Consider the following 23,104-nt stretch of genomic DNA (forward strand, 5'->3'; position numbering starts at 1 on the left):
ACATGTTCGACCTCGACGCCTATCTCGCCCGCATCGAGCTGCCCGCGCGCCCTACCCGCGACGCCGCCGGGCTGGCCCGCCTTCAGCTCGCGCACCGGCTGACCATCCCGTTCGAGAATCTCGACGTCCGGCTCGGCCGCGGCGTTGCGATCGATGGCGCGTCGGTCGCCGCCAAGCTCGTCGGCTCGCGCCGCGGCGGCTATTGCTTCGAGCACAACCGGCTGTTGCTCGACGCACTCGCCGCGCTCGACATGACCGCGCGCCCGCTGCTCGCGCGCGTCCGGCTCGGCGCGGACGGCGTCCCGCCGCGTAACCACGCGCTGTCGCTCGTGACGATCGACGGCAGCGAATGGATCGCCGACACCGGCTTCGGCGCGAGCTACGCGCCGGTGATGCCGCTCGTCGCGGGGTTCGAGGCGACCGCGCCCGACTGCGCGCGGTTCCGGCTCGAGCGCGGTGGCGAGGGCGGGAGCGCGGGCGGGGGCGAGGAATGGTGGCTGCTGCGCGACGGCGACGCGGCGAGCACCGACGGGCGCACCGCGTCGGGGTGGAACGGCACGACGTGGCAGCCGCAGTACAGCTTCACCACCGACCTGGTGGACGACGCCGATCTCGCCGCCGCCAACCTCTGGGCGATGACCGCGCCGGCGAGCCGCTTCACGCAAAAGGCGGTGGTGAGCATCGTGCTGCCGCACGGTTTCGCCGCGCTGACCGATCGCGGCTATCGCCGTCGCGCCGCCGGCAACGTCGCGGCGGGCGAGATCACCGACCCGCGCGTCTATCGCATGCGGCTCAGCCTCATGTTCGGGATCGATCTGACGAAGGAGGAGGTGGCGGCGCTGGGGCTGTTCTGAGGATAAGGCAAGGCTCTTCGCGTCATCCCGGCCTTGCGCCGGGGTCGATGTGTCGGTGAGGGCCTCAGTGGTGGTGTATGCGGTGCGATGGGTCCCCGCCCGAGGCCGGGATGACGGCGAAGAGTATGGGCCGCACCCTTGAGCGCACCAACCGCCTATCGCATCCCCTGCTCGCGCAGCCGCGGATGATCGGGCGGCAGCGGCGGCGCGAAATCCTCCCGGCGCCAGATCGCGTCGGCCGGCTCCTCGGGATCGGGCCGCGCAAAGTCCACATAGCCGAAATAGGTCGCGATCAGCCGCTCGCCGGGATCGGTGATCGCGGTACGGCCGTGCAGGAAACGCGTGTTGTCGAGCATCAGCACGTCGCCGTTGCGCCACTCCACCGGTGCCATCAGCCGGTCGCCGACCGCCTTGATCGCCTGCAGCCACGCCTCGGGCACGGGATGGCCGTCGTCGAGCACGGGATGGTCGGGCCGGTTGTTGTTGAAGCGCGCGAACAGCAGGAAATTGCCGAAGGCGGGCGCGTCGGCGAACATCGGTGTGTGCAGCGCGGGCCGGCTGAAGAAGCGCACGATCGTCCCATCGGGAAAGCGACGGAACTGATAGGGGCAGGCAGGCGGCGGCACGGCGAGCTGCGCATCGCTCGGCGTCTCGGTGCCGAGCCAATAGCGCAGCAGCGAGGGCCAGACCGGCTTAATGTACAGCAGCCGGCGATGCAGCAGCCCGGCGCGCACCGGCTCGGGTAGTTCGCGCGCCAGCGCGACGCCGTCGCAGATCGTCGTCTGCCCGCCGCGTGTCGGTGCCGAGAGGCAGGCGAAGAAGGCGGCGTCGGGCTTCCACGGCTCGCGCGACAGTTCCGGGTGAAGCGCGAACGCACCGGTGCCACCGTCCACGGTATGGATGTTGGCGGCGGCGTCGATCGGCTTGCGGCCGGGGCTCTCGTTGACAACGGCGGTGCGACAGAAACGCTTGGCGAAGTGGCGGAACGACTCGACGTCGGCGCCGAAGCCGCGGAACAGCAAGGCGCCGTGCGTGCGGTAGAGGTCGACGACCGGGTCACGATCGAGCGCGGCGAGCCGCTCCGCGCCCTCGGCCTCGATCAGGACTTGAGGGCGGCCCGGCCCCGGCAGCGTGATATGCGGCATAAGTTACCGGATTAGCGACGAGTGACCGTCCGCGCTATAGCGCGCCATGGCCCTGACGCTCGCCGACCTGTACGCCTCGCCCGACCATTATCTCCAGCGCTTCGAGCGTGACGCGGCGGTGTTCGTGCCAATGGATCGCGCCGCCTATCACCGCTCCATCTTCCTCGACGCGCGGATCGCCCCCGCCGCACCACAAGAAATGCGGCTGCCGGTGGCGACGCTGCGCGATCCGCCCGCACCGGGCGCGACCGCCTGGATCTTCCACGTCGCGCATTGCGGGTCGACGCTGCTGGCGCGCGCGCTCGACTCGCTCGAAGGCGGGCTGGTGCTGCGCGAGCCGCAGGCGCTGCGCCAGACTGCGCTCGCGCCCGATCCGGCGCGACTGGCGCTGGTCACCGCGATGCTGGGCCGACGTTACCGCGACGACGCGCCGACGCTCGTCAAGGCCAACGTACCGGTCAATTTCCTGCTGCCTGAGCTGACGGCGGCGCAGCCGGACGCGCGCGCGATCCTGCTCTACCTGCCGCTCCGCGACTATGCGCTCGCGATCCTGCGCAGCGATCCGCACCGGTCCTGGCTGCGCCGCGTGACGACCGACCTGGCGCCGCACCTCGGCGACCTCGCGGATCAGCCCGACGCGGTGCGGGCGGCGCGGCTATGGTCGGCGCAGATGGCGCGCTTCGCCGCGGTGTTGGCGGCGTGGCCGACCGCCCGCTCGCTCAACGCCGAGCGCTTTTTCGCCGCGCCGGGCGAGGTGCTCAAGGCAGCGGCGCGGCAGCTCGCGCTCCCGCTGGAGGATTCTTGGCTCGAGCAGGTGGCGGCGGGGGAGCTGTTCGCGACCTATTCGAAGAACCCGGCGCAAGCGTTCGACAATGCGGCGCGGGTAGCGCGTCGGGCGGCGCTGGAGCGCGACTTGACGGAGGAACTGGCGCTCGCGGAGGCGAGCGCGAGCGACTCGGCGGATGCGCGCGCGGTGGAGCGCGCGGCGCTGGGGTGAGCTACCCGATCGTCCCCGGCACGGGGAGGGGTACCGCCGGCGAAGCCGGTGGTGGAGGGGGGCTGCCCGCACACGGGCCGGTACGTTTGGGGAGAGCCCCCTCCACCACCGCGCTACGCGCGCCGGTCCCCCTCCCCGTGCCGGGGAGGATCTCGCTCCAGCATGGCCACCATGTCCGCCGCGAGCAGCGACAGCGTGTCGTCGCGCGCGCCCATCACCACGATCCGATCACCGGGCTTCGCCACCGCGACGCAATGCGCCGCCGCGCTCGCGCGATCAGGGATATGGATCGCCTGCCGCCCCGCGATCGCGATGTCGCGAACCACGTCGGCACTGGTCACCTCGCGCGTCACCGTCCCGCCCTGGTAGACCGGATCGGGCAGCACCAGCAGGTCGTCCGTCGCCAGCCGCCCGGCGAACATCGCCGCCAGCTCGGCGCGCATCACCTTGAGCGGACCATAGCCGTGCGGCTGGAACAGCACGATCAGCCGGCCGGGGAAGGCGTGGAGCGTGTCGAGCGTCGCCGCGATCTTGTCGGGATTGTGCCCGAAATCGTCGATCACCGTCACGCCCGCGGCGCTGCCGACGAGATCGAAGCGGCGACGGAGGCCCGCGAAGGTCTCTACCCCCGCCACCGCGGCGTCGAGCGACACGCCCGCGGCCAGCGCGGCACCGATCGCTGCCAAAGCATTGGCGACGTTGTGACGTCCCGGCACCTGCAACGCCACCGCGCGGCGCTCGCCGCGATGGTGGAGCGCGAAGCAGACCGCGAACGGCGCCTCCTCGAGCGCGTCGGCGAACAGGTCCGCGCCCGCGTCGCGCAGCGAGAAGCGCGTCACCAGCGCCGGCGGCAGGCGCAGCGCCAGCGTGGCGGCGTCGGCATTGTCGGCGTTGACCACGGCGTGGTGCGCCTTGGCGAGGAAGTCGCCGAACAACGCGTTGAGCTCGTCGAGCGACTTGTGGTCGAGACTGACGTTGTTGAGCACCGCCACCTTCGGCGCATAGAGCGCAATCGAGCCGTCGCTCTCGTCGACCTCGCTGACATAAGCGTCGCCCTGCCCCACCAATGCGCTGGCGAAGGGCCGATCGGCGCGCGCGACATGTTTCATCACCGCGCCGTTCATCACGGTCGGGTCGCGCCCGGCCGCGCCGAGGATCGCCGCGATCATGCCGGTGACGGTCGACTTGCCGCTCGTCCCGGCGACGCCGATCGGCAGCGCGCTGGCGTTGAACAGCCGCGCGTTGAGCTCGGCGCGCGACAGCCGCGCGCAGCCGAGCTTCGCCGCCGCCACCATGTCCGCCACCGTCGCCTCCACCGCGGCGGAGGCGACCACGATCTGGTCGGGCGCGGTGACGCCGCTGCCGTCCTGCGGGAAGAGATCGATGCCGAGCGCGCGCAGCGCCTCGAACTTGGCGGGGACACGGCCCTGGTCGAGCCCGCGGTCGCTGCCCGCGACCCTCGCGCCGCGCCCGCGCAGGATCATCGCCAGCGGCATCATCCCCGATCCGCCGATACCCACCAGAAAGAAACGCTGGTCCGCCACGTTGCCGTCATGCATGGCGCCGGGCTATCCGCCTTCACCGGGCGGGTGGCAAGCGGGAGTGTGCGCGATGCGGATCGGAGTGCTGGCGGCGAGCAGCGTCGCCAACCCCGACGTGATCGCGCCGGTCTCGGCCTTCGCCGCGCTCGCCTTCCCCGAGATCGATCTGGTCTTCCACCCGCAATGCTACGCGCACGACGGGCATTTCGCCGGCTCGGACGCGGTGCGCGCCGCCGCCTTCCTCGAATACGCCAACGACCCCGCGTTCGACGGCATCTGGTTCCTGCGCGGCGGCTATGGCTCGAACCGGCTGCTCGCGACAATCATGCCGCGGCTGGGCGAGGCGGCGCGGCGCAAGACCTATCTCGGCTATTCGGATGTCGGCTTCCTGCTCGGTGCGCTCTACGCGCGGCGGATCGGCCACCCGGTCCACGGCCCGATGGCGAGCGATATCCGGCGCCACGGCGGCGATGCGACGGTGGCGCGCGCGCTCGGCTGGTTCGCGCGGCGCGACCGCGCCGGGCTGGAGCCGGGGCTCGACGGCCGCCCCGCGGCGGCGTTCAACCTCTCGATCCTCGCGGCACTGGTGGGCACGCCCTACCTCCCCGACCTCGCCGATCATGTGCTGATTGTCGAGGAGGTGTCCGAGGCGATGTACGCGATCGACCGCATGCTGTTCACGCTCGGCAACGCCACCCAGCTGCGCAGCCTCGCCGGGGTGCGACTCGGCGCGGTGACCGCTGTGAAAGAAAACGAGCCCGCATGGGGCGAGCCGCTCGACGCGATGATGACGCGCTGGTGCGGCGAGCTGGGGGTGCCGTATCTCGGCCGCGCCGAGGTGGGGCACACGCAGGCGAACCGGGTGGTGCCGTTCGGGGTGGCGTGAGGGGGGAAGCCAGCGCGCAGTCGGTGCGGGCTCGGCTGGATCAATGCTGCTGCGGTGGTCGGATCAGCGTAGCGATCGTGCCATCAGCATCCGGCGCGTAGAAGCTCACCAGCGGCCTACCCCGCCTGACGACATCGATTTTCTCCGGGATGAACCCGCGTGGCGGCGGACCGGGCGGAGTGACGTCGCGACGAAACGGCGGAGTGGGCGGGCAGCGGCGGGCGATGGCGCGGTTCAACGCTTTGCCCGCTGCTTCGTCCAACGTCCATTCGGCGCGCTTCATCGGCTCGAACGGCGCGTCCTTGACCCATATCTGCGAGCGACCCACGGCTGTCCCGTGCCACCTCCCGTCCGCGTGGCGAGCAACAATGATGCTATATTCCTGAGTCGCGAGGTGCCCACCTTTGCCGTGGAGCATCACCATCTCGGGCGAGTCGGGCATCGGCTCCTCCAACGCCGCCCGAAGCGCGCGATGATCATCGAGCGCCGAGGTCGTCAACGTCGCTTTATCCGAGGCTGCGGGCACGCAGGGTAGCGACGGAGCCGCGGCGACTGAGGTTAGGGCTACGGGGAGAACAGCGATCATCGTCCGAGCATGTCGCCTGACCAAAAGGTCGGCAAGATGGTCGGGCGGGCTGCTTCCCCATATCGGTGATCGCAGCGCCGTCGCCCCACCTTCCACACGACAACACCCGGACAGCGCGTGCTGCCCGGGTGTTGCTCGTCTCGTACGAGACGGATCGGCGGACCAAGCGTGACCGGCCCCGCCCCGGCCTGAGCCGGTGCGGGACCGTCAGCGGCTTAGAAGTCCATGCCGCCCATGCCGCCCATGCCGCCGCCGGCGGGCATGGCCGGAGCCTTGTCCTCGGGCAGCTCCGAGACGGTCGCCTCGGTGGTGATCAGCAGGCCCGCAACGCTCGCGGCGTTCTGCAGCGCGGTGCGCACCACCTTGGTCGGGTCGATCACGCCGGCCTGGACCAGGTTCTCGTAGGTGTCGGTCGCGGCGTTGAAGCCGAGGGAGGTGTCGTTGCCGTCGAGCAGCTTGCCCGAGACCACCGCGCCGTCGTGACCGGCGTTCTGCGCGATCTGGCGGACCAGCGAGGTCAGCGACTTGCGGACGATGTCGACGCCGCGCGTCTGGTCGTCGTTCTCGCCGTTGAGACCGTCGAGCGCCTTGGTCGCGTACAGCAGCGCGGTGCCGCCGCCCGGGACGATGCCTTCCTCGACCGCGGCGCGGGTCGCGTGCAGCGCGTCGTCGACGCGATCCTTGCGCTCCTTCACCTCGACCTCGGTCGAACCGCCGACCTTGATCACCGCCACGCCGCCGGCCAGCTTGGCCAGACGCTCCTGGAGCTTCTCGCGGTCATAGTCCGAGGTGGTCACCTCGATCTGCTGACGGATTGCCTCGGTGCGGCCCTTGATCGACTCGGCATCACCCGCACCATCGACGATGGTGGTGTTGTCCTTGTCGATCGACACGCGCTTGGCGGTGCCTAGCATGCCGAGCGTGACGCTCTCGAGCTTGATGCCGAGATCCTCGCTGACGACCTCGCCCTTGGTGAGGATCGCGATGTCCTCGAGCATCGCCTTGCGGCGATCGCCGAAGCCCGGCGCCTTGACGGCCGCGACCTTGAGACCGCCGCGCAGCTTGTTCACGACGAGCGTGGCAAGCGCCTCGCCCTCGATGTCCTCGGCGATGATCAGCAGCGGACGGCCCGACTGCACCACCGCCTCCAGGATCGGCAGCATCGCCTGGAGCGACGACAGCTTCTTCTCGTGGATCAGGATGTACGGATCGTTGAGCTCGACCGACATCTTCTCCGGGTTGGTGATGAAGTAGGGCGACAGATAGCCGCGGTCGAACTGCATGCCCTCGACGACGTCCAGCTCGAACTCGAGGCCCTTGGCCTCCTCGACGGTGATGACGCCTTCCTTGCCGACCTTCTCCATCGCCTCGGCGATCTTCTCGCCGACCTCACGGTCGCCGTTGGCCGAGATGATGCCGACCTGCGCGACTTCCTGCGAGCCCGAGACGGGCTTGGAGCGCGCCTGGAGATCGGCGACGACCTTGGTCACCGCCAGGTCAATGCCGCGCTTCAGGTCCATCGGGTTCATGCCGGCCGCGACCGACTTCATGCCCTCGCGGACGATCGCCTGCGCCAGCACGGTGGCGGTGGTGGTGCCGTCACCCGCGATGTCGTTGGTCTTCGAGGCCACTTCGCGCACCATCTGCGCACCCATGTTCTCGAACTTGTCCTTGAGTTCGATCTCCTTGGCGACCGACACACCGTCCTTGGTGATGCGGGGCGCGCCGAAGCTCTTGTCGATCACGACGTTGCGACCCTTGGGCCCCAGCGTGACCTTCACCGCGTCGGCGAGGATGTCGACGCCGCGCAGGATGCGCTCGCGGGCGTCGCGGCCGAATTTCACGTCCTTGGCTGCCATGTGGCTACCCTTTCAGATGAACGAATGTTGAGAAAGTTGAGTTGCCGGAACGATCTCAGGCGATGACGCCGAGAATGTCCGACTCCTTCATGATCAGCAGGTCCTCGCCGTTGACCTTGACCTCGGTGCCCGACCACTTGCCGAACAGGATACGGTCGCCGGCCTTGACGTCGAGCGGGGTGACCTTGCCGTCCTCGGCCTTGACACCGGTGCCGGCGGCGACGACCTCGCCCTCCTGCGGCTTCTCCTTGGCGGTGTCCGGGATGATGATCCCGCCGGCCGTCTTCTCTTCCGCCTCGACGCGGCGGACGAGAACGCGGTCGTGCAACGGACGAAAGTTCATTGCTCTTACCTCTCTGAAGGTATGTGACAGATGTTTGGCACTCCCCTGAGGCGAGTGCCAGCGCCTCGCATATGTGGGGCGTGCGCGCGGCGGTCAACCGGGAGCGCGCGAATTTTTGGGAACCGTGCGTCAGGCCGTGCGTGCGCTTGGGTCAGGCAACAGGCCGAGCCGCCCGCGCAGCCGCCAACGCCAGATCAGCAACGCCGACACCACGCCGAGCCCCGCGGCGAGCCCCCACCAGATGCCGATCGCGCCCTGCCCCAGGCCGAAGCCGAGCAGCGCCGCGATGCCGAAGCCGATCACCCAATAACCGAACACCTGGATCATCATCGGCACGCGCGTGTCCTGCACCCCGCGCAGCACGCCCGCCGCGACCGCCTGCGCGCCGTCGACCAGCTGGAACACCGCGGCGACGCCGAGTAGCTCGACCGCAAGTGCGGCGACCGCCACCTCGCGCGCCGGGTCGACATAGATTCGTACCAGCAGCCCCGGCACCGCCCAAAGGATCGAGGCGCTGACCACCATCACCGCGATCCCGGACACGATCGCGACTCCGCCCGCGCGCCCGACCCAGCGCGGATCGGCGGCGCCGTAAGCGAGCCCGACGCGGATCGTCGCCGCCTGCGCCAGCCCGAACGGGATCTGGAAGGCGATCGCGGCGATGTTGAGCGCCACCGCATGCGCGTCGATCGCGGTGACCGAGATCAGCCCCATCAACAGTGCGGCGCCGCCGAACAACCCGCCCTCCGCCATCCAGCCGAGCGCGATCGGCGCGCCAAGCCGGGCGATCTCGATCATGCGCGGCCATTCGGTGCGCCACCAATTGCCGAACAGGTGGAAGCGGCGCAGCCGGCGGTCGGTCGACAGGATCACCGCGTAGCTCGCCGAGGTGGCGAGCGAGGTGAGCACGCTCGAGACCGCCGCGCCCTCGAGCCCGAGCGCGGGGAAGCCGGCGTTGCCAAAGACGAGGCACCAATTGGCGGTGATCGCGACACCGAGCGCGAGCAGCGTCACCACGAGCGCCCAGCCCGGCCGCCCGAGTGCTGCGGCGGTGAGCCGCATCAGCGCCGCCGCCACCGCGAACGGCGCGGCGAGCGACAGCAGCCGGCAGAAGCTGCCCGCGCGTGCCGCCACCGCCGCGTCCTGCCCGGCGAAATGCAGGATCGGCTCAGCGAGGTTGAGCAGCGCGATCACCACCAGCGAGCCCGCGGCGGCGAGCCACAAAGCCATGCGGAAGGAGCGCCGCACCTGCCGCACCGCGCCGACACGGCGCCCCAGCGCGGCGGCGATCAGCGGCTCGGCCGCCCCGACCAGCCCGACCAGCGCGAAGGCGAGCAGGTTGAACAGGAACACGCCCAGGGTCGCGGCGGCGAACTCGACCGGCCCGAGCCGCGCGACGAACACGACGTCGACCGCGAACACCGCCATCTGGAGCAGATTGGCCCCCACCAGCGGTCCTGCCAGCGCGGCGAGCGCGCGCAGCTCGCGCTGCCACGTGGCGGGCGCTCGCTCGGTCAGCGGGTGGAGGGTGGTGGCGCCGTGCATCACGCCGAGCCGTAGAGGAGATTGCGCCGCGGTGCACGCGGGGTGTTGGGGGACGGTGCGATGCGGCCCCCGCCGTCGCCTTGCTTAGCAGAAGGCGGGGGACGGTCGTCCTACCCTGCCGTCATCCTGAGCGTGTCTCAGGATCCACCCGCCCTGCGACCCGGCGCGCGCCGCGACGCTCGGCAGCCTCGGGCGGTCGCATCGGCACCTAGCAAGCGGCATGGTGGCTCCGGCCGGGAATGTACATGGTGGCGGAAGCGTCTCGCTCAGCCGTCATCCCGGGCTCGCCCCGCGATCCATGGTGCCGCGAGGGTCACCGGCTCTGCTCTCGCGAAAGCATGGATTCCGGCGCAAGGCCGGGATGACGGTTTGGGGGGAGGGAGCGATGTCCTTGGTCGCGGCGCCTCACCCGCTTGGAAGTCCAGCAACAGATCAGGCCGCCTGAGCGGCGAGCCGCCGTTTGGGTCCGCACGCCGAAGTCCTGAAACGAGTACAGGATGAAGCCAAGCCGGAGCGGCGTGGCGCCCGGCGCCCCACTCAGAACGTCACCTTCGCTCCCGCGCTAAAGTTGCGACCGACGAGACCGGCATAGTGCCAGCTGACGAGATAATTGGGCGCGCTGGTGTAGGCGCCCGAAGCGAGCGGCGCGCGTGCGTTCGTCACATTCTGCACGTTCAGGAAGAAGCGTAGCCGGTCGTTCACCGTCACCGCGGCGTTCAGATCGGCGTAGATGAACGGCCGTACATAGCATTGTTTGTTGACGTCGCCGCCCTTGGGCACCGGCGCCAGCGTATATTTACACGAGAGATCAATCGCGCCATTGACGGGCTCGATCTCGTCGGCCGCGACCTGCTTGATCCGGCCGACATAGTAGGTCGTCGTGGTGAGCGAGACGTCACCGGCCTCCAGCGTATTCTGCCAATTGCCGCGGATGCGCGGCGTGCCGCCACCCGATGACAGTTCGAACGGCCCCAGCGTCCCCGCATAACGCTGCACCACGCCCTTCTCCGTCACCAGATCGAGCCGGAGCACGCGGGTGACGTCGAGGCGCTCGATCAGGCGCACGCTTTGGGTGAGCGGGAGGCGGGCGTTCGCCTGCATGTCCACGCCCGTACTCAGCTGGTAATCGGCGTTGACGTACGGCACGTCGAACACGAGCAGGCGGGCCAGGGCACCGGGATTGGCGGGATCGGGCGCGTCGACCACCTCGCACTTGTAGCCGTCACCCACCCTGGCGAGTGCGGCACAGCCCGCCGTCGCGTTGGCCTCGGCGTAATAGGCCGTGATCGCCTGCGCGCGCTGTGGGCCGCTGACGATCAGGTTGGACTTTTTAATATCGTAATAATCGACCGTCAGGTCGAACCAGCGCGCGGGCCGGAAGATGGTGCCGAGCGTGAGGCTGCGCGAGACCTCCGGCCGGATGGCGGGATTGCCGGTGGCGCCGCTGCCGATGTTGTAGCTGGTCGAGTAAGAAGCGCTGCCGGCATGCGCCGCGACGAAGCTGTCGGGCGGCGTGAGCGACGAGAAACCGGCATATCTGCTCGCGGGATTGCTCTCCGCGAAGGTGGGCGCGCGGAATCCCTGCGAGTAGGTGCCGCGCAGCGCGATCGCATCGACCGGCGTGACCTTGACGCCGACCTTCGGCGAGAAATGGCCATAGCCCTGCGAATAGCGATCATACCGGCCGGACAGGTTGAGGTCGATCGCGCGCGTGAACGGCGCATCGATCTCGAAGAAGCCGGCGGTCACCGACTGGCGGCCCTGCGCCGAAGAGGTGTTCAGCCCGTAATAGCTCAGGTCCGCATTCTGGTTGCGGTTCATGAGCGTCTCGCGGCGGAGCTGAAAGCCCGCGCCGATGTTGAGGTCGCCGCCGCTCAGTGTCGCCGCCGCCTTGATGAGTGATCCCCCGATCGTCGCCACCGTCGAATAAGAGGGCGTGGTGCGATCGGGCGAGACCTGGGCGCGCACCGCTGCGCTATTCTGCTCCGGGTGCACGAAATTATAGGCGCCGGTGTTGATCGCGCGCAGCAGACCGTCGATCTTGATGGCGCCGTGTTGGGTGACGCTGAAATCGTCGCGCGCATAGACGCCGTTGAGGCGGAACTTGAAGCCGTCGCCGAACGTGCCCGAGATGCCGGCGGTGGTGCGGAACACGTCGACATAGCGTTCGCTCGCGGAAGCAAGGTCGCCGAACAGATAATAGATGCGTGCGGCGCCCTGGCCTGGAGTGCTGGCGTTGGCCGCGGCATAGGGGTTGTTCGGGTTGAGCGTCTTGTCCAACGCCTCGCTGCAGTTCACCCCCGCCGAGCAGACGTAGACCGGCAGCACGATGCCCGGGTTGTTGGACGCCATCGCAGGGGAGCCGCCAAACGGCTGGGTCTGCCGGATGCCGGCCGGCACACCGGTGATGCCGACGTCCGAATGCGAGTAGCTGCCGCTCGCAAAGGCTTCCAGATCATCGCCGAGACGGACGGTCAGCCGCCCGGTCGTCGAGTAACGCTGCTGGCGCGGCTGGATGATCGAATATTCGTCGACGAGGTCATGCGCGCAGCCGACGCCCTGCGCTTGCGTCTCGGTCGACGTGAAGGTGCCGCGCGAGCAAGCGGATGGATCAAGCAGCTGATACCTAGTGGTGAGCGGTGCCCCGTCCTTGCCCGCAAGCGGATTGTTGAGGTCGCTCTGCGTCACCTGGGTGACAATCGCCTGCGGATTGGGCGCGGTCAGCGAATCGTCGTTGCGGTTGCGGTCGCGCAGGCCGCTCGACCGCAGATCGAGCGTGTTGAACGGGTAACCGCGCGAATGATTGGTGATGTACCCGTCGAACGTATATTCGCCGTTGACGTAAAAGTTCCAACCCTGCTCCTGATAGTCCCCGACACCCGCGGTCAGCGTCGCGCGATAGTGCGAGCCGTCGCCATGTTCGGTGGTGCCGCCCTCCACGGATCCGTCGACGCCCTGGACGTTTTTCCTGCTGATCAGGTTGACGACGCCGCCGATCGCGTCCGCGCCATAGGTCGACGAGGCGCCGTCCTTCAGCACCTCGATACGCTCGACCGTGCTCAGCGGGATCGAGTTCAGATCGACATAGGCGTTGTGCCCGTCATCGTTGAGCGGGAAGTTGGCCGAGCGCAGGCCGTCGATCAGCACCACCGTGGACGACACGCCGAGGCCGCGCAGCGACACCGCGGCGCCCCCGGCCGAAAAACCGTTCTTGAAGCCTGTCGAGATCGAGCCGGCGCTGTCGGCCGACACCGAGCGGATCGCATCCTGCGCGGTGGTGATGTTGGCGCGCTGGAGCGTTTCCGCGCTCAGCACGGTTGCCGGCGAGATCAACGTGACGTTGGAATTGCGGAACAAGGTGCCGGTGACGACGATGTCATCGCGCTTGTCGGGCGTGGCGTCGACCTGCCGGTCAGCGACCTGCGGCGGCGCCGCGACGGGCGGCACCTCGTGCTGTTGCGCCACGGCCGCCTCCTCCGCCGACACGGCGCGTTGCGCCACCGCCGGCGTGGCGAGCGCGGTCAGCAGCGCGGCGGCCGAGATACCCTGCCGCAGCGTGCGAACCGCAGGATTGATCAACAACATCGACATGTGCCCGCTGCGCCCCCGCATGATCTTCTTCGCTTGCGCACGGATGGTCATGGCGCGGGGCGGACCAGGTCGCGCCGTTGCCGAAAGGCCGTGCTGCGCTTGTAATTTAGAATCGGCGCGGCATGACGCGGTGCGCAGGGCTCGGGAATTTTGCGGTACGCCGCACCGCCGTCCGTGCTTCGCCGGCGCGGTCGCGGGGATGACGCGCCCGGGAGCGACGGGACGACGCCGGCCCGCTTACCCTCAAACCGTATTGCTCACTTGATACACGCCGGGCTACGCTGCGCCCGCGAGATTCTCCCGATAAGGTGTGTGAGACGATGAAGCTGGTGCGCGGTGCCTGGAAGCTGCTGGTGGGCATCAAGGACGCGCTGGTGCTCGCGGCGATGCTGCTGTTCTTCGCCCTGCTGTTCACCGCGCTCAACGCGCGCTCGCGGCCCGGCGCGATCAAGGACGGTGCGCTGCTGCTCGCGCTAGACGGCCCGATCGTGGAGCAGCCTGAGGAGATCCAGCCCACCGCGCTGCTCAGCGGGCAGCAGATCGGCAAGCAATATCGCCTGCGCGACGTGCTGCGCGCGATCGACGCGGCAAGCAGCGACACGCGCGTGAAGGCGATCGTGCTCGATCTCGACAAGTTCGGCGGCGGCTATCCCGCCGCGCTCGGCGAGGTGCAGGACGCGCTGCTGCGCGCGCGCAAGGCGGGCAAGCCGGTGCTCGCCTACGCCACCGCTTATACCGACGCGGGTTATCGCCTCGCCTCCGCCGCGAGCGAGATCTGGATGAACCCGATGGGCGCCACGGTGTTCGCCGGCCCGGGCGGCAGCCAGCTTTACTACAAGGGGCTGCTCGACAAGCTCGGGGTGAATGCGCACGTCTATCGCGTCGGCAAGTTCAAGTCCGCGGTTGAGCCGTATATCCGTACCGACCAGAGCCCTGAGGCGCGCGCCGCGGCGCAGGAATTGTACGGCACGCTGTTCCAGCAGTGGCGCGAGGCGATCGCGCAGGCGCGTCCCAAGGCGCAGGTCGCCCCCTGGCTGGCGCAGCCGGCGCAGCTCGTCCAGCAGGCACAGGGCGACGTGGCCAAGGCCGATGTCGCCACCGGGCTGGTCGACACGCTCGGCGACCGCGTCGCCTTTGGCCGCCGCGTCGCGCAGCTCGCCGGCGGCGACGACGACAAGCCTGCGGGCTGGTTCCGCACGATCGGATACCAGGCCTATGTCGACGCCGCGCCGCTGCCCAAGAGCGGACAGATCGGCGTGCTGACCGTTGCGGGCGAGATCGTCGACGGCGAGGCGCAGCCGGGCACGGCGGGCGGCGATACCGTCGCCAAGCTGCTCTACCAGGGCATGATCGACAACAAGCTTAAGGCGCTGGTGCTGCGCGTCGACTCACCGGGCGGATCGGTGCTGGCGTCCGAGAAGATCCGCCTGGCGGTGCTGGAGGCGAAGCGTCGCGGGCTGCCGGTGGTGGTGTCGATGGGCGGGCTCGCCGCCTCGGGCGGCTATTGGGTATCGACCCCGGGTGACGTGATCTTCGCCGAGCCGGGCACGATCACCGGCTCGATCGGCATCTTCGGCATCATTCCCACCTTCGAGAACACGCTGGCCAAGATCGGGCTTTCCGCCGACGGGGTGAAGACCACGCCGCTGTCGGGCCAGCCCGACCTGCTCGCAGGCACCACGCCGCAGCTGGATGCGGTGGTGCAGTCGGGCATCGAGCACGGCTATCGCGAGTTTCTCACGCGGGTGGCGCAATCGCGCAAGCTGCCGGTGGAGCGCGTCAACGAGATCGGCCAGGGCCGCGTCTGGGTCGGCGGCATCGCGCACCAGCTCAAGCTGGTCGACCGCTTCGGCGGGCTCGACGCCGCGGTGCGCGAGGCGGCGCGCCGCGCCAAGCTCGACCAGGACAAGCCGCCGGTGGTCTATCTCGACAAGAAGCCGGGCTTCGCCGCGCAGATCGCGCAGCAGCTCGCCAGCCAGGAGGACGACGACGACGCCGGCGCGCCGGCGGATGCAGTGGGCCAGCTCGCATGGCAGCGCCAGCAGGCGTTCGCGGTCGCGCTCGGAGACGCCAAGCGGATGCTCACCGGCGCGACCGTGCGCGCGCAATGCCTCGAGTGCGCCGGGCTCGGTCCGGTGCGGGCGAGCGCGGCGGACCGCACCTTGTTCCAGCTCGTGCTCGCCAAGGTGGGGCTCTGATGCCCCCCGGCCCGATCGCGATCCGCGCCGCCACCGCGGCGGATGCTGCGGCGATCGCGGCGATCTACGCGCCCTATGTGCTCCAGGGCACGGTGTCGTTCGAGAGCGAGGCGCCCGATGCGGCGGCGATGCGCGAGCGGCTCACCGAGTCCGAGGGTTACTATCCCTGGCTGGTGGCGGTGGCGCGCGGCGAGGGCGACGAGGAACAGGGCGTGCTCGCTTACGCTTATGCCACCCGCTTCCGCGATCGCCCGGCCTATCGCTACGTCGTCGAGACCTCGATCTATGTCGCCGACGCGACGCTGCGCCAGGGGGTCGGCCGGCTGTTGTACGAGGCGCTGGTCGACACGCTGCGCGCGCAAGGCTTCACCCAGGCGATCGGCGTGATCGCGCTGCCCAACGACGCGTCGATCACGCTCCACGAGGCGGTCGGTTTCCGCCGCTCGGGCGTGTATCGCGAGGTCGGCTACAAGAAGGGCCGCTGGATCGACGTCGGGCTGTGGCAGTGCGCGCTGAACGACTCGGCCATCCCGCCGGTCGAACCGCGCGCCTTCCGCGACGTCGGCGTCCGTCGCGACTGAGCGGCGCGCGCCGGACGAGCACTCGCCAGAACGGGCCATCAATCCGCCTCCTCGCCGTCAAGCGCCGGACGCAGCAGCTATGAGTCCGTCGTGACGCAAGCGCGTCCACGACGGAGGGGAGAATGGACTATCTCACCCGGCCCTGGCGGCTCTACGGCGATCTGTCCGGGCGCGCGAGCCGGCGCGAAGTCGCCGCTTTCGATGTGACCTTCCTTGCCACGCTGGCGCTGGCGATCCTGATCCCCGGCGCGGCGGCACCGTGGCTCGCCACGATCGGCCATCGCCCGGGCGCGGCGAGCGGGGGCGTGATGCTCGCGCTTGTCGGCTTCGTGCTGCTGTTCAGTGCGCCGCCGCTGGTGGCGGTGCACGTCCGCCGGCTGCACGACACGGGGCGCTCGGGATGGTGGGTGCTGCTGCTGGGCGGCGCGCCGCTGCTGCTGCTCCCCGGCACGCTCGGGCGTAACCGCTATGGCGAGGATCCGCGCGGGCCGACGGCGGCGCGGCGCGGCGGCAAGCCGGCGCAGGGCGCGACGGACGCGTGCGGCTCGATGACGCCGTGGCGCGCAATGTCCTGACACAGCGACCTTGTTGCGCTGCCGGCGACCGCGTCCTGCGGCGCTGACGCAATGTATCCGGCGGATATTCAGCAGCAAATGTCCCATCGTGCCGCCACCAGAACATAGTGACGCGCCGCCGGAACGCTCTCGTAACTCACCATGGCGATAGTACTGACGCAGTAACATCGCTGTCCCCGATCAAAACTAGCGCGACGCTCGCCTTATGGAGATGCGAGCCATGCCGATCGTTCAGCGCCATCACTTCCTTCCCCCGCTCGCCGGCACGTTGCTGTGCCTCGCGCCCGTCACGGCGCACGCGCAGAGCATGAGCGCGGACGACACCGCCGCGCCCGCGCTCACCGAGGTGGTCGTCACGGCGGAGCGGCGCAGCACCAACCAGCAAACCACGCCGGTGGCGCTCTCCGTGCTCGACGACGCCGCGCTGCGCGACCGGCATGTCCAGTCGCTCGGTGACCTGCGCGACGGCGCGATCCCGTCGCTGCGGGTGACGCCCTTCTACTCGCGCAACTCGGCGCTGATCGTGAACATCCGCGGCGTCGGCGTGCTGGCAGACAGCAACCAGCCCGCGCGCGACCAGGGCGTCGGCGTCTATGTCGACGGGGTCTATCTGGGTCGCGCGCAGGGGCTCGGCGCGGCGCTGTACGACGTCGCCAGCCTCGAGGTGCTCAAGGGGCCGCAGGGCACCCTGTTCGGCCGCAACACCGAGGGCGGCGCGGTGAACATCGTGACGCGCGCACCCAGCGGCAAGCTCGCGCTGCGCAGCGTCGCGGGTGTCGGCACTGCCGGCGGCTATGGCGGCGAGGTGCATCTCGACCTGCCCGCGATCGCCAACGTCGCGCTAAAGCTAGACGGCGTCCTCGCCGCCCGCGACGGGCTGGTGCGCAACCCGCTTGCCGGGCAGGCGGGGTTCGACGGCTATGATCGCCGCGGCGCGCATGCGGTGGCGCGGTGGCGGCCGGCGGACGGCGTAAGCGCCGAATATGCGTTCGATACTGCTTACGACGCGTCATCGCCGCTGTACCTGCAGAGCATCGCCGCGGCGGAGGGCGCGCGCGCGCCGGCGCTGCCGCTCCAGCCACGCCGGGTCCGGACAGCGAGCGTCGGCGTGCCGCAGCAGGACAGCGTGGGGCGCACCCATGGCCATCGCCTGACGCTCGACTGGCACGCCGTGCAAGGGCTCGAGTTGAAGGCGATCACCGCGCTCCGTGGGCTGACCCAGTCGCAATATGACAACGGCTCCGCCAATGAGTCGCTGTTCAAACCCAATGGTGCGTTCGCGCGCTACAGCCTCGCCGACCTCCGCCAGCACCAGCTCAGCCAGGAGGTGCAGCTGATCGGCACGCACCCGCGGCTCGATTATCTCGTCGGCGCGCTGTATTATCGCGAGCAGGCGCAGGACCAGGCGCAGGCCTTCAACACGATGGCATGGAACGCCAGCGGCACCGCCGCGCGAATCATTCCGCTCAGCATCGCCGACCAGAGGATCGGCCGCGCCAGCCGGATCACGACCGAAAGTCTCGGCGCGTTCGGCCACGCAACCTGGACGCCGGCGCTGCTGGACGACGCGCTGCATCTCACCGGCGGGCTACGCTGGTCGCGCGATGACAAAAGCGGCAGCCTCTTCATCGTTAACGGCAAGACCCCGAGCGTCAACGGTGTGGTCGCGCCGCGCGCGCTCGACGCACATTGGTCGCGCGTCGATCCGATGGTGACGATCGCCGCGGACGCCAGCGCGGACGTCCATGCCTATGCCAAATGGAGCACCGGCTATCGCGCGGGCGGCGCCAACTCGCGCTCGCTCACTTATGCGCCGTTCGCGCCCGAGAGCGTGTCGGTATGGGAGCTGGGCACGAAGAGCGAATGGCTCGATCACCGCGCCCGCGTGAATCTCGCGGTCTACACCGGCAGCTATGCCGCAATGCAGGTCGATTTCACGGCCAACTATCTACAGCGAAACGCGAAGGGCGAGGTACTCGCGACCACCCGCACCACCACGGAGACCGCCAATGCGCCCGGGAGCGGGCGCCTGCGCGGCGCCGAGGCGGACGTTGCGCTGGTGCCGCTCCCGGGATTGACGCTCACCGCCAGCTACGCACGCAGCGACCTGCGCGTGCCCGCCACCGCCAACCCCTTCCCGCAGACCGACGGGCAGGTGATCACGACGCCGATCCGCATCTATCCCGTCTATACGCCGCGCGATGCGATCAGCGGTGCGCTCGATTATGCTTCCTCGCTGCCCGGCGCCACGCTGCGCATCCACCTCGACGCCAACGCCGACTCGGGCTTCTACGTCAGCTACAACGATCCGGAGGCGGGCCGGCGCCAGCCGCGCGGCGACGCCGCGGCGGTGATCAACGCGCGGGTGGCGCTGGCCGATGTGGTGGTGGCGCCGTCGGGCGCGACCGTCGAGCTGGCGCTGTGGAGCCGCAACCTGCTCGACGAGCAGCATCTATTCTTCAAGCAATACCGCCCGCTGCTCGGCGTCGAGGGCTTCTTCAACCAGCGGCGCACGCTCGGGCTGGAGCTCGGGATGCGCTTCTGAGTTCGTCGCGGCCTGGCGATAGCGGGGCGGGCGCGGCGAACCCCACTCCCCAGCGCCGGATCGGCGGTCCGCTCGATCCTCCCCATACCGGGAAGAGCTATCGCATCAGCGCCACTCCTACTGCCACCGCGCGCGAAACCTGTTCCGTCATCCCGGGCCCGACCCGGGATCGATCGTGCCGCGCACTCCCCACTCGCTCTTCTTGCGGCGCCATGGATCCCGGCTCAGCGCCGGGATGACGCCAGCGCGGACAAACAGCCACATTCTGAATGGGGAGCCTGCCCTCGCCGGCAAGGAAGCCAGCTCGGTCCTCCCCCTTTCCCTGCAAAGGGAGGTTGGCGTGGGTCGGCCTCCTTCCACGCCGTGCCTCCCTCACGCCGCCTGCGCCAGCGCCTCCGCCGGCGACACCGCCGCGCTCGTCTCCGCGTCGTCCGTCGCCACGCTGCCGGTGCGCTCGAGCTTGCCCCAGCCGACCTTGGGTCCGGTCAGCGCGGCATAGACGGCGCGCAGCACCACCGCGTAGAGAATCTGGCGATAGCCGAAGCGCTGGAGCAGCAGCCGCAGCGCGGGGAAGCGCGCCTCGCGCCGGTCGAGCCGGAAGGCGATCCAGCCGCAGGCGAGATCCACCGCGGTGAACGCCAGCCAGAAGGCCACGACCGTCATCGCGTCACTTCCTGCCGCGTCCCAGCCGCGATCATGGACGCGCCATGCAGTACCGCCGACCCCCGCGACCAGCCCGAGGTCGATCAGCGGCGCCACCAGGGTAAAGCCGAACTGGAACAGGATCGCCTGCGGCAGGCCGACCCAGGCCAGCCCGCGCGATCGCCCGCGCGCGATCAGCGCACGGTGCTTCCACAGGCATTGCAGTGTGCCGAACGCCCAGCGGAAGCGCTGTTTGAACAGAGCGCGCACCGTCTCGGGCGCCTCGGTCCATGCCACCGCCTCATTGTCGCAGGCGACGCGCCAGCCCGCACGCTGCACCGCGATGGTGAGGTCCTGATCCTCCGCGAGCGTGTCCTCGGGATAGCCGCCGACCTCGTCGAGCGCGATGCGGCGCCACGCGCCCACTGCGCCCGGCACCACCGTCACCGCGCCCAGCGCCGAAAGCGCGCGCCGCTCGAGCTGCTGCGCGGTGACATATTCCAGCGCCTGCCAGCGCGTGATCAGGTTGACGCGATTGCCCACCTTGGCGCAGCCCGCGACCGCGCCGATGGTCGGATCGCCGAACCAGCGCGTCAGCCTGGCGATCGTGTCCGGCTCGAACTGCGTGTCCGCGTCAAGCGCGATCACCACGTCGCCCTTGGCCTGGGTCAGCGCGGTGTTGAGCGCGCGTGCCTTGCCGCCGTTGGTCAGCGTCAGCAGCCGCACGCGCGGGTCGATCGCGAAGGCGTTGCGCACCACCTCGGAGGTGCCGTCGGTCGAGCCGTCGTCGATCACGATCACCTCGACGCGTACCCCGTCGCTGGCGAGAATGCGGCGAACCGAGGCCTCGATCACGCGCGCCTCGTTGAACGCCGGGATCAGCACCGAGACGAAACCGGGAACGCGATGCGGCGCCACCGCCGGCACCGCGTCGCGGCGGTGCCACAGCGCCAGCGCGGTGAGCGAGAGCGAGCGCGCCATGCCGAGCGCGATTGCCAGCGCGAACAGCCAGCCGAGCGAGTCGCGCAGCCAGGCGGCGCCGTCGAACAGCGTCCGCGCGCCGGCCGCCTGCGTGCGCGTCCCCGGCGCGAGCCGCGGCATCACCGCGTCGCGCGACAGTCCGGCCAGCGCCGACACCGGCACCAGCTCATAGCCGCGAGCGCGCAGGCCGCGGATGATCGCGGGCAAGGCGGCGAGTGTCTGCGTCCGGTCGCCGCCCGAGTCGTGCAGCAGCACAATCTGCGCCGGCTTCGCCGCGGTGCCCGCCGCCACCCCCGCGATCACGCGACGCGCGATCGTCGCGGCGTCGGGATGCTCCCAGTCGAGCGGGTCGACGTTGAGGCCGACCGTGACATAGCCGAGCCTGGCGGCGACGCGGCTGGCATGCAGCTCGTCGCGGCGATCCGGATCGGCGTCGCCCAGGAAGGGCGGGCGGAACAAGGTCATCGCGCGCCCGGTATAGGCTTCGACCAGCCGCTCGGTGGCGCGCAGCTCGAGCGCGATATCGGCTTCCGAGCGGCGCCCGAGATCGGCGTGGGTGGTGGAGTGGTTGCCCAGCTCGCTGCCCTCGGCGAGGATGCGGCGCAGCAGCGGCCCCTGCCCCAGCGCGTTGGCGCCGGTAACGAAGAAGGTGGCGGGCGCGCGCTCGCGGTGCAGCACGTCGAGCAGCCGCGGCGTCCAGCGCGGATCGGGACCGTCGTCGAAGGTGAGCGCGACGAGACGGCGGCGCGCGCCGGTGCGCTCCACCACGTCGGGGCCGGGCAGCTGGTGCCAGCGCTCGTCGCGCACCAGCCCGCCGCGCGTCACGAAACCGCGCTCGCCCGGCGCGGCGGTTGCGGCGAGCCGCAGGATCTCGCCCTGCCCCTCCACCGCGACGCGATCTTCCGCGGGCAGCGTGTCGCGCGCGGGCAGCGCCTGACCGGCAAGCAGCGGCCAGACGCCCGGATCCTCGCTGCCGAGCCGCCACAGCGCCACGCCGGCCGCGCCGGTGCGCGTCACCGCGGCAAGCTGGTTGGCCGCGCTGGCGGCGTCGAGCAGCCAGACGTCGTGGCGCTGCGTGCCGAGCTGGTACGAGAAGTGGCTGTTGCCGCTGGCGGGATCGAACACCGGCGCGGTGCCGGCGCGGCGCGCGATCGCCCAGGCGTCCGCAACCGCGCGCGGCTCGGTGCTGCGCCCGGCCCAGTCATAGGCGTAGCTGCCGATCGCGACGATCGCCTTGTCCGTCCCCGCGCTCGCCACCGCCTGCGCGACGACGCGCGCGAACCACGGCTGCGACGCGATCGGCCCGGCCTCGCCCCCCATCCAATGCTCGTCATAGGCCATCAGCACGACCCGGTCGGCGACGCGCGCGTAAGCCGCGAGATCCCAGTCGGGATCCGCTACCGGCGCGGCGAGCATCACCACCCAGCCGCGCGCCGCGAACCGCGCGCGCAACTCGCCGAGGAAGGCGCGATAGTCGCGGTGCGCGGTCGCGGGCAGGCTCTCGAGGTCGAGCATCACGCCGGCGCCGCGCTGCGCCGCGACGAGCGTCTCGAGCCGCGCCGCGAAGGCGCCGCGCGCGCGCGGGTCGGCGAGCAAGACGGCGGTGGCGGCCCCGTCCCATTGTCCGTCGGCGCGTGCGTTCTGCACCATCGGCAGCAGCTTGGGCCGGCGCGGCGCGCGCGCGAGCAGCGGCGCGAGCGTCGCGTCGGGCTCAATCGTGACACGGTGGTCGGCGCCGGTGACGGTGGCGACGCCGGGCACGAGCCAGTCGAGCGCGCCCAGATGGGCGGCGAGCGACGCGCGCGACGGCGCGTCCCACGGCATATAGAAGCCCATCGTGTCGCGACGCGGCGCGCGCGCCGTGGCGGCGGGCAGCCAGGCGCCGGGTGCGGTGGCGACGGTGGCGGGCGCGAGCGCGCGCGGCGTCGTCCCTGTCGCGGCGAAGCGCGGGGCGACGCGATCGAGCGGCTGGAGCAGCAGTGCGACGAGCAGCGCGAGTGCGGCGAGCGGCACCAGCGCCGCGATCGTCAATCCCGCGCGGACGCGGCGCCCGCGTCGGCCGCTGGCGTCGTAGAAGATGGACACGCTCGCTGAAGCTCCCGGTAACCCGGCGACGCGCCTAGCGAATCAGGGTGAACAATAGGTTGCGGCGGGAAGACGTGTTGGCCGTAATCGGTGAGCACGAGGCTTGGAGCAGAGCGACGGAATCTTGCCTTGGCTTCGATCGCGCGATCT

15 protein-coding genes are annotated in these 23,104 nt (G+C 70.2%); 7 read left to right on the forward strand and 8 right to left on the reverse strand.

What is annotated here, in order from left to right; all coding sequences use genetic code 11:
* Nucleotides 1–2 precede the first annotated feature (2 nt).
* Nucleotides 3–854, forward strand: coding sequence for an arylamine N-acetyltransferase family protein (locus ACMGDM_RS04760; RefSeq protein ID WP_436802955.1), 852 nt, complete (start codon nucleotides 3–5; stop codon nucleotides 852–854).
* Nucleotides 855–1,009: 155 nt separating this feature from the next.
* Here ACMGDM_RS04760 and ACMGDM_RS04765 read toward each other — a convergent pair whose 3' ends face one another.
* Nucleotides 1,010–1,999, reverse strand: coding sequence for a TauD/TfdA family dioxygenase (locus ACMGDM_RS04765; protein ID WP_436802956.1), 990 nt, complete (start codon nucleotides 1,997–1,999; stop codon nucleotides 1,010–1,012).
* Nucleotides 2,000–2,045: 46 nt separating this feature from the next.
* Here ACMGDM_RS04765 and ACMGDM_RS04770 point away from each other — a divergent pair, with 46 nt between their 5' ends.
* Nucleotides 2,046–2,996, forward strand: a complete 951-nt coding sequence (locus ACMGDM_RS04770) for a hypothetical protein (protein ID WP_436802957.1) — start codon at nucleotides 2,046–2,048, stop codon at nucleotides 2,994–2,996.
* A 113-nt stretch (nucleotides 2,997–3,109) separates the two neighbouring features.
* Here the strand turns inward: ACMGDM_RS04770 and ACMGDM_RS04775 are convergent, their stop codons facing one another.
* Entirely contained in the window at nucleotides 3,110–4,555 is a 1,446-nt protein-coding gene (locus ACMGDM_RS04775; RefSeq protein ID WP_436802958.1) for a glutamate ligase domain-containing protein, read from the reverse strand.
* Nucleotides 4,556–4,607: 52 nt separating this feature from the next.
* Between ACMGDM_RS04775 and ACMGDM_RS04780 the strand changes: the two genes are divergently transcribed.
* Nucleotides 4,608–5,423 carry an LD-carboxypeptidase gene (locus tag ACMGDM_RS04780; protein WP_436802959.1) on the forward strand — a complete coding sequence of 272 codons (816 nt, stop codon included), beginning with the start codon at nucleotides 4,608–4,610 and terminating at the stop codon, nucleotides 5,421–5,423.
* Nucleotides 5,424–5,463: 40 nt separating this feature from the next.
* On the opposite strand, the gene ACMGDM_RS04785 is transcribed toward ACMGDM_RS04780, so the two are convergent.
* From ACMGDM_RS04785 to ACMGDM_RS04805, 5 genes are all read right to left on the reverse strand, one after another.
* Complete coding sequence (locus ACMGDM_RS04785; protein ID WP_436802960.1) at nucleotides 5,464–5,865, reverse strand: hypothetical protein; 402 nt, start codon at nucleotides 5,863–5,865, stop codon at nucleotides 5,464–5,466.
* Between the two features lie 359 nt (nucleotides 5,866–6,224).
* Nucleotides 6,225–7,868: a chaperonin GroEL gene (gene groL / locus ACMGDM_RS04790; RefSeq protein WP_183921783.1), complete on the reverse strand. Its 1,644-nt coding sequence runs from the start codon at nucleotides 7,866–7,868 to the stop codon at nucleotides 6,225–6,227.
* A 55-nt stretch (nucleotides 7,869–7,923) separates the two neighbouring features.
* Nucleotides 7,924–8,211: a co-chaperone GroES gene (gene groES / locus ACMGDM_RS04795; RefSeq protein ID WP_132909544.1), complete on the reverse strand. Its 288-nt coding sequence runs from the start codon at nucleotides 8,209–8,211 to the stop codon at nucleotides 7,924–7,926.
* A 129-nt stretch (nucleotides 8,212–8,340) separates the two neighbouring features.
* Nucleotides 8,341–9,756: an MATE family efflux transporter gene (locus tag ACMGDM_RS04800; RefSeq protein ID WP_436802961.1), complete on the reverse strand. Its 1,416-nt coding sequence runs from the start codon at nucleotides 9,754–9,756 to the stop codon at nucleotides 8,341–8,343.
* 537 nt (nucleotides 9,757–10,293) lie between these two features.
* The gene (locus tag ACMGDM_RS04805) at nucleotides 10,294–13,341 is read right to left on the reverse strand and encodes a TonB-dependent receptor domain-containing protein (protein ID WP_436803629.1); all 3,048 of its coding nucleotides are present in this window, start codon (nucleotides 13,339–13,341) and stop codon (nucleotides 10,294–10,296) included.
* A 326-nt stretch (nucleotides 13,342–13,667) separates the two neighbouring features.
* Between ACMGDM_RS04805 and sppA the strand changes: the two genes are divergently transcribed.
* The 4 genes from sppA (at nucleotide 13,668) to ACMGDM_RS04825 (ending at nucleotide 19,246) form a co-directional block, all read left to right on the forward strand.
* A complete protein-coding gene (gene sppA, locus ACMGDM_RS04810; RefSeq protein ID WP_436802962.1) occupies nucleotides 13,668–15,545 on the forward strand; it encodes a signal peptide peptidase SppA in 1,878 nt (625 codons plus the stop codon).
* Nucleotides 15,545–16,126 carry a GNAT family N-acetyltransferase gene (locus ACMGDM_RS04815; protein ID WP_436802963.1) on the forward strand — a complete coding sequence of 194 codons (582 nt, stop codon included), beginning with the start codon at nucleotides 15,545–15,547 and terminating at the stop codon, nucleotides 16,124–16,126. The genes sppA and ACMGDM_RS04815 overlap by 1 nt, the downstream gene beginning before the upstream one ends.
* A 122-nt stretch (nucleotides 16,127–16,248) precedes the next feature.
* Complete coding sequence (locus ACMGDM_RS04820; protein WP_436802964.1) at nucleotides 16,249–16,701, forward strand: DUF805 domain-containing protein; 453 nt, start codon at nucleotides 16,249–16,251, stop codon at nucleotides 16,699–16,701.
* Nucleotides 16,702–16,921: 220 nt separating this feature from the next.
* The gene (locus tag ACMGDM_RS04825; RefSeq protein WP_436802965.1) at nucleotides 16,922–19,246 is read left to right on the forward strand and encodes a TonB-dependent receptor; all 2,325 of its coding nucleotides are present in this window, start codon (nucleotides 16,922–16,924) and stop codon (nucleotides 19,244–19,246) included.
* Nucleotides 19,247–19,618: 372 nt separating this feature from the next.
* Here ACMGDM_RS04825 and ACMGDM_RS04830 read toward each other — a convergent pair whose 3' ends face one another.
* Complete coding sequence (locus tag ACMGDM_RS04830; RefSeq protein WP_436802966.1) at nucleotides 19,619–22,954, reverse strand: glycosyltransferase; 3,336 nt, start codon at nucleotides 22,952–22,954, stop codon at nucleotides 19,619–19,621.
* Nucleotides 22,955–23,104: the final 150 nt, after the last annotated feature.

The sequence above is a fragment of the Sphingomonas larreae genome (assembly GCF_051400595.1).
In the GTDB taxonomy this organism is placed as follows: domain Bacteria; phylum Pseudomonadota; class Alphaproteobacteria; order Sphingomonadales; family Sphingomonadaceae; genus Sphingomonas.

What these genes read in the sequence shown, in the direction of transcription:
- ACMGDM_RS04760 (WP_436802955.1), top strand. Translation starts at nt 3, where the DNA reads ATGTTCGACCTCGACGCCTATCTCGCCCGCATCGAGCTGCCCGCGCGC.
- ACMGDM_RS04765 (WP_436802956.1), bottom strand. Translation starts at nt 1,999, where the DNA reads ATGCCGCATATCACGCTGCCGGGGCCGGGCCGCCCTCAAGTCCTGATC.
- ACMGDM_RS04770 (WP_436802957.1), top strand. Translation starts at nt 2,046, where the DNA reads ATGGCCCTGACGCTCGCCGACCTGTACGCCTCGCCCGACCATTATCTC.
- ACMGDM_RS04775 (WP_436802958.1), bottom strand. Translation starts at nt 4,555, where the DNA reads ATGCATGACGGCAACGTGGCGGACCAGCGTTTCTTTCTGGTGGGTATC.
- ACMGDM_RS04780 (WP_436802959.1), top strand. Translation starts at nt 4,608, where the DNA reads ATGCGGATCGGAGTGCTGGCGGCGAGCAGCGTCGCCAACCCCGACGTG.
- ACMGDM_RS04785 (WP_436802960.1), bottom strand. Translation starts at nt 5,865, where the DNA reads ATGCCCGACTCGCCCGAGATGGTGATGCTCCACGGCAAAGGTGGGCAC.
- groL (WP_183921783.1), bottom strand. Translation starts at nt 7,868, where the DNA reads ATGGCAGCCAAGGACGTGAAATTCGGCCGCGACGCCCGCGAGCGCATC.
- groES (WP_132909544.1), bottom strand. Translation starts at nt 8,211, where the DNA reads ATGAACTTTCGTCCGTTGCACGACCGCGTTCTCGTCCGCCGCGTCGAG.
- ACMGDM_RS04800 (WP_436802961.1), bottom strand. Translation starts at nt 9,756, where the DNA reads ATGCACGGCGCCACCACCCTCCACCCGCTGACCGAGCGAGCGCCCGCC.
- ACMGDM_RS04805 (WP_436803629.1), bottom strand. Translation starts at nt 13,341, where the DNA reads ATGTTGTTGATCAATCCTGCGGTTCGCACGCTGCGGCAGGGTATCTCG.
- sppA (WP_436802962.1), top strand. Translation starts at nt 13,668, where the DNA reads ATGAAGCTGGTGCGCGGTGCCTGGAAGCTGCTGGTGGGCATCAAGGAC.
- ACMGDM_RS04815 (WP_436802963.1), top strand. Translation starts at nt 15,545, where the DNA reads ATGCCCCCCGGCCCGATCGCGATCCGCGCCGCCACCGCGGCGGATGCT.
- ACMGDM_RS04820 (WP_436802964.1), top strand. Translation starts at nt 16,249, where the DNA reads ATGGACTATCTCACCCGGCCCTGGCGGCTCTACGGCGATCTGTCCGGG.
- ACMGDM_RS04825 (WP_436802965.1), top strand. Translation starts at nt 16,922, where the DNA reads ATGCCGATCGTTCAGCGCCATCACTTCCTTCCCCCGCTCGCCGGCACG.